6 protein-coding genes and 1 pseudogene are annotated in these 6013 nt (G+C 44.1%); all 7 read left to right on the forward strand.

Annotation, left to right across the window (positions count from 1 at the left end; all coding sequences use genetic code 11):
- Positions 1-722: 722 nt before the first annotated feature.
- The 7 genes and pseudogenes from RWY97_RS06995 (at position 723) to RWY97_RS07025 (ending at position 5982) form a co-directional block, all read left to right on the forward strand.
- Positions 723-1187 carry a helix-turn-helix domain-containing protein gene (locus RWY97_RS06995; protein WP_024992411.1) on the forward strand — a complete coding sequence of 155 codons (465 nt, stop codon included), beginning with the start codon at positions 723-725 and terminating at the stop codon, positions 1185-1187.
- A gap of 130 nt (positions 1188-1317) precedes the next feature.
- Positions 1318-2094, forward strand: coding sequence for a dihydroorotate dehydrogenase electron transfer subunit (locus tag RWY97_RS07000; RefSeq protein WP_315566320.1), 777 nt, complete (start codon positions 1318-1320; stop codon positions 2092-2094).
- The gene (locus RWY97_RS07005) at positions 2082-2993 is read left to right on the forward strand and encodes a dihydroorotate dehydrogenase (RefSeq protein ID WP_021582999.1); all 912 of its coding nucleotides are present in this window, start codon (positions 2082-2084) and stop codon (positions 2991-2993) included. The genes RWY97_RS07000 and RWY97_RS07005 overlap by 13 nt, the downstream gene beginning before the upstream one ends.
- A gap of 248 nt (positions 2994-3241) precedes the next feature.
- Entirely contained in the window at positions 3242-3700 is a 459-nt protein-coding gene (locus tag RWY97_RS07010) for an HU family DNA-binding protein (protein WP_024992409.1), read from the forward strand.
- 105 nt (positions 3701-3805) lie between these two features.
- The gene (locus tag RWY97_RS07015) at positions 3806-4690 is read left to right on the forward strand and encodes an SDR family oxidoreductase (protein WP_315566315.1); all 885 of its coding nucleotides are present in this window, start codon (positions 3806-3808) and stop codon (positions 4688-4690) included.
- 151 nt (positions 4691-4841) lie between these two features.
- Positions 4842-5083: pseudogene (locus tag RWY97_RS07020) on the forward strand (hypothetical protein).
- A 284-nt stretch (positions 5084-5367) separates the two neighbouring features.
- A complete protein-coding gene (locus RWY97_RS07025) occupies positions 5368-5982 on the forward strand; it encodes a TetR/AcrR family transcriptional regulator (protein WP_315566317.1) in 615 nt (204 codons plus the stop codon).
- Positions 5983-6013 lie beyond the last annotated feature (31 nt).

Raw genomic sequence — 6013 nt, forward strand, 5'->3', positions numbered from 1 at the left:
TTTTTCGCTCTAACTGGTAAGAAATACAGTACTTTAAGCTCTTTTTCCTCCTCCATAATTCGCGTATTTGCAAACGAATTGGCTCCTGTTCACAAAGACTTTAATAATGGAAAAAATGACCATTTACAGCTTCTTGAAATTTACTTTTATATTACTTTTACATTTACTTATGTGTATTCGCATCTTTACATATCGGTTTTAAAACCCTAATAATTTATGTTTGTTGTGTAGAATGTAGTGATTTATATTTTATTCTATGCATTTTAACTTGTAAATCAATCGCAAAACGTTTTGTTTTATAATGCTGAACGAATACATATACAATGCTTCCAAAAGATAAATAATGACTGAAAACCAGATACTTACATATCAATTGTTTGAAAGTTTATAATGGCTTTACGACCTCTTAGACTAAAATGCTGCATAAATAGTATATGAATAGCTTGTTTATTAACGGTAAAGAACTATATGTCAGATAATTAATTGAATTATATAAAGTAATAGTTTACAATGTATATCGACTATGAATTCATATTTGTATTTATAAATTTAAAATCCGATAAACATCCGCTGACATATTTAAAATATTAAATCTACAAATCAAAATTTCATAAATCAAAATTTGATATAGATTTGTTGGTTATCTCGGAAAAATCATTTACCTTTGTAAAGTCTTAGAAATCGGCCCTTATTGGGACTGAAATCGACTAATGAAGTACGAAATGAAAGATCGAATCAGACAAATAATGGAGGGTCAACATATGACTCAACAAACTTTTGCTCAATTCATCGGAATGTCTCCGGCATCATTGAGCAGCATCTTTAACGGTCGAACTCGACCTACCATCAACATTGTTGAGGCCGTTAAAAATAAGATTCCGAAAATCTCAACAGATTGGTTGCTCTTCGGAACTGGATCTATGTACGTTGCTGAGCAGTCAAATTCTGCTCAGCATCCGGTTGCAGATGGGATTACGGATTCAAATCAGATGTTGGTTTTTGAGGATGAATCTTCTACCCCACCCACATCTTTTTTCGATGGGAACAAAGGCCAAGGAGGGTATCAGAACTCCCAAGAGAAAGAAAAAATAAATATGAAATATATTGACAAACCACAACGGAAAATTACCGAAATACGCGTCTTCTATGATGATAAAACGTGGGAAACTTTCTCACCCGACAAATAGTCTGTTTTTAACAATCTGTAAAATACTTTATCATTGATGTGCAGGCTCGATGCGATGAATAATGAGTTGGATTCGCATTGGTCTGCACTTTCTTTTGTATCTTTGCAATATGATGACTGAAAAAACAATGATGAAGAAATTTTGTCTTGACTTAATGGTCAGCCAAGTAACCCGACTCAGTGAGAAATATGTACTGATTCGGCTCACAGACAGCCGCCCGTTGCCGGATATGTTGCCCGGACAGTTTGTAGAAGTGCGTGTCGACGACTCGCCGACAACATTTCTTCGACGCCCTATTTCCATTAATTTCGTAGATCGAAAAGCCAATGAATTGTGGCTGCTTGTGGCTGCGATCGGTGACGGAACACGACGACTGGCTCGATTGAAAGCCGGTGATCAACTCAATTGTATGCTGCCTTTGGGCAACGGATTCACACTTCCGAAGTCGCCGGCAGAGCGTTTTTTACTTGTCGGAGGCGGTGTTGGCGTAGCTCCCTTGCTGTATTTGGGACGCCAAATTCAAGCTATGGGCGGCGAACCTACATTTCTTTTGGGAGCTCGTTCGGCCTCAGATCTCTTGGAAATGAGTGATTTCGAGGTTACCGGTCGTGTGTTTGTGACCACCGAAGACAGCAGCTTCGGCGAACGAGGATTCGTTACCAACCATTCGATTTTGTGCCGAGAGCATTTCGATTTCATTGCTACTTGCGGACCGAAACCGATGATGCAAGCCGTGGCCCGTTATGCCCGACAGAGCAATACGCCGTGCGAAGTATCCTTAGAAAACGTGATGGCATGTGGTGTCGGTGCCTGTCTGTGTTGCGTAGAGAAGTCGACCGAAGGAAATGTGTGCGTATGCCAGGAAGGCCCTGTATTCAATATAAATAGATTATTATGGCAACTTTGAACGTAAATATCGGTGCGATGCACCTCAAAAACCCGATAATGACAGCCTCGGGAACTTTCGGCTACGGGCTCGAATATGCCGATTTCGTTCCTTTGGATGGTCTCGGCGGCATCATTGTAAAGGGTACTACACTCGCCGCTCGTGAAGGAAACGACTATCCCAGAATGGCAGAGACGCCCTCGGGAATGCTTAATTGCGTGGGACTTCAAAACAAAGGTGTAGACTATTTCTGTGCGAATATCTATCCGCAGATTAAGGATTTCGATACGAATATGATCGTCAACGTAAGCGGTTCATCACCCGACGACTACGCAGAATGTGCTGCTCGCATCGACGAATTGGACAGAATACCCGCCATCGAGCTCAACATCTCGTGCCCGAATGTGCGACAGGGCGGGATGGCTTTCGGTGTAACGTGTGCCGGAGCAGCCCAAGTGGTCAGAGCAGTGCGCCGTCGGTATCGCAAGACACTTATCGTCAAGCTGTCTCCGAACGTAACGGATATCACCGAGATAGCTCGTGTCTGCGAGGCCGAAGGAGCCGACTCAGTATCGCTCATCAACACATTGATGGGAATGGCGATAGATATCGAGCGTCGGAAACCTGTGCTCAGCATTGGCACGGGAGGGTTGAGCGGGCCATGTGTAAAACCTGTTGCACTGCGGATGGTATGGCAGACGGCCCGTGCAGTGAAGATCCCCGTTGTCGGATTAGGCGGCATTTGCAACGCAAAAGATGCCATCGAGTTTCTGATGGCAGGCGCAACTGCGGTGCAGATTGGCACGGCCAACTTCCTCGATCCTGCCGTAACAATCAAGATTCGTGACGGAATCAATGCGTGGCTCGATGCCCACGGTTGTGCGTCTGTACACGAAATCATCGGTACTTTAAATGATTGAACAGGGTAAAATCATTTGCCATTACGGAAAACATGACGTCATATTTGGAAGAATATGACGTCATGTTTTGTTGGAAATGACGTCATATTTGAAAGAATATGATGTCATATTTTGTTGGAAATGTCATCATACTTTTGTATATTTGCCGACAGATAACTAAATACTGGGCTGACGGCAGAGAAAGTTCCTCACTCTAACAGTTGGCGAAACATTATTTCTGAGGGACAAAACTTTAACACCCAAAAACTATGGCAAACAGACCATTGACTTACACGCTCACCGAGCGCAAGGCAACAGTTGGCCGATACGCCGGCAAGATTATCATTCAGGCTCGCCCGACAGGGCGCAAGCGAGTAGATCACCGCAGTTTCTGCGACGAAGTGGCGCACGCAACCACATTCACCGGTGCAGAGGTAGAGGCAGTGCTTCGCCTTGCTGCCGAAATGGCGAAACGGCATGTGGAAAACGGAGATATCGTGGAGTTCGGCGATATCGGCACGCTCACACCCTCGTTTCAAAGTAGAATCGTGGAGAAAGGCAAGACAGAGTTCAACCCTAATATCCACATCACCCGCCCCGTAGTGAGACTCTCGCCTTCGAAGAAGTATTTCACACTCTCGGGTGTAAGTTACGAGCGTGTGGAGGCGCCTGCAAAGAAGACAAAGAAGAAACCGGCTGGCGGGGGCGGAGGAAGTGAACAGCCGTAATACTGCCCCCCTGTTTACTAATTATTTTCGCTGCGATGGGGTGAGCCTGTCGCAGCGATTATTGACACTCCACATTCTCATCAGACATACAAAAATAGTAACAAGATGAAAACTAACCATAATACAATTCCTGCATCACAATGCCGTGTACTGTTGGCAGGTGCAACTGGTTATCTCGGAAGATTTGTAATGGATGAACTCCTTTGTCAAGGTTATTCTACCAGAATTGTGGTAAGAAATCCCTCACGCATTATCAGTACCTACCCGCATTTAGACATCAGGACTGGCGAAGTAACACAAGCCGATACGCTGAAAGGCATCTGCGAAGGCATTGATGTAGTGATTAGCACTGTCGGTATTACGCGGCAGAAAGAGGGGAAGACCTATATGGATGTGGATTTTCAAGCGAATGCCAATCTGATAAACGAAGCGCGCCGCAGTGGTGTGAAACGCTTTGTTTATGTTTCTGTGTTCAATGGTGAACAAATGCGGCATCTGAAAATCTGCGAAGCCAAAGAACGGCTGGTCGATTATCTTAAAGGTTCAGGAATGGACTATTGTATCATTCGTCCTACAGGGTTCTTCTCTGATATGAAAGATTTCTTGCAAATGGCAAAGCATGGGAGCGTATGGCTCTTCGGACACGGTGAGCTGCATATGAACCCAATCCATGGTAACGATCTTGCCCGGGCAATCGTCGATGTCTTACAAAGTGACCAACAGGAACTCTGTATTGGCGGGCCAGACGTGTTGACTCATAATCAGATTGCAGAACTGGCATTGCGAGCTTGTGATATGTCTGTAACTATTCACCATCTTCCCGATGTAGTACGCCGTTTCATTCTCTTCCTCTTGCATACATTCACTTCTTCCAAAACCTACGGACCTTTTGAGTTCTTCCTAACCGCTATGGCAATGGATATGCAAGCTCCAACCTTTGGGCAAGAACGGTTGGAGAAATTCTTTCTTCAGTCTGTTGACGAACTATAATTTGGTAGTGCTTTGCAGAGTATTTGAACTCATAGATATTTCTCTGCTACTTTGAGAGGCGTACGCATGCTATTACCTTTTCCGGTGGAAACAGGGAAGGCCTGAAATAACAAGATAAGATTATAAACTATTACACCATTACGGAAACCAATTGAGCAAAGCTCAGAGACGAAATCTTGAGCCTTACAGAATGCTGCCACAAGGCATTCGGAGAGAAGAATTCCTAACGAGTAAGAAGGTGTATGATTGGCTGTATATCAGCCCTCGCACCTTGCAGATCTATCGGGACAGGAGGATTATTCCTTACACGCAGTTTGCAGAAAAGATACTCTATAAGGCTCGGACTTGGAGAGGATATTGGAGGAGAATTATAAAGGGGTATTGATTTTGTAGAACTGAAACCCTTCATATTCTATTTCGCAATATGTAGTTTGACCTATAAACATTCAATACACACAAGTGTTTATTGCAAAATACCTGCTTTTGGGTATTGCAGCATTCTGGCAACTTTGCTATCTTTGCACCAGATAAATTTCGATTTATGATAAGAAATAGACATCACATACAACAAAGGTATGGATTCACATTGCCCCAAACGCACCGTTCAGACGAAGAACGGTGCGTTTTCTTTATGAACAAAGCGAAACGAAGTTCATTATTGATAAATCCCATTCGATATGCAAATACTGAAAGATGATATACGGCAGCGCATTCTCGCGACAGCGCGCGAGGAGTTTATCGCGCACGGTGTAAGAAGCACGTCCATCCGCACAGTGGCACGCAAGGCGGGTATCGCCGCCGGTAATGTTTATAACTATTTCAGCAGCAAGGATGATCTGTTGCGCGAGGTATTGCGTCCGCTCATTGCTGCCCTCCACCGCCATATCCTTTCACACAACGAAGAGCGACATCTAAGCATCGACGTATTCAACGTGAGTGAGTTTCAGGATGAATATATTAGTGCGATGAAGACGCTTGTAAAGAATTATCGTCCCGAACTGCGCCTGTTGCTGTTCAACGCCGAAGGGACATCGCTCGCCGGATACAAAGACAAGATTATCGAGCACCAGATGAAAGTAGGCACGGAATACTTGCGACTGATGAAAGAACGCTATCCGCACATCAATATCGACATCTCGCCCTTCTTTATTCATATCACCAGTTCCACCTGGATGAACGTTTTTTGCGAACTTGTGCGGCACGAAGACTATGAAAGCTGCGAGGTAGAGCGTGCGCTCGAACAATATGCGGCTTACAGCATAGCGGGCTGGAGAGAACTGATGAAACCGTAGAAACAATAACCTTTTAACATATATAGAAGAA

Origin of the sequence: Hoylesella pleuritidis, assembly GCF_963541955.1 — a bacterium.
Classification (GTDB): domain Bacteria; phylum Bacteroidota; class Bacteroidia; order Bacteroidales; family Bacteroidaceae; genus Prevotella; species Prevotella pleuritidis.